The organism is Paeniglutamicibacter sp. MACA_103 (assembly GCF_045798555.1).
In the GTDB taxonomy this organism is placed as follows: domain Bacteria; phylum Actinomycetota; class Actinomycetes; order Actinomycetales; family Micrococcaceae; genus Paeniglutamicibacter.
This window is the reverse complement of the sequence record NZ_JBIXLN010000137.1, coordinates 1-268: the sequence shown is the minus strand read 5'-3', so window position 1 is coordinate 268 and position 268 is coordinate 1. Positions and strand designations below refer to the sequence as shown.

The following is a 268-nucleotide window of genomic DNA, read 5'->3' as shown; positions in this document are numbered from 1 at the left end:
AACCCCTTGTGGGAGGGAGCCGTCGAAGGTGGGACCGGCGATTGGGACTAAGTCGTAACAAGGTAGCCGTACCGGAAGGTGCGGCTGGATCACCTCCTTTCTAAGGAGCAACTAACACCAGGCGTGCACATCAAAGCATGTGTCTCGCGGGTGTTCAGTGCTGCTCGCATCCACCACTTGTGTTGGTGGGCGAGTGCTCAAGGGTGGAATATCAACAAATAATGGCTGTTCATGTTGTGGTTGTCGTCGTCAGTACGCTCGCTTGCGG

General features: G+C 55.6%; 1 rRNA gene. It reads left to right on the top strand.

Annotation, left to right across the window (positions count from 1 at the left end):
- A 16S ribosomal RNA gene (locus tag ACIPVK_RS21865) occupies positions 1-100 on the top strand; the annotation flags it as partial.
- Positions 101-268: the final 168 nt, after the last annotated feature.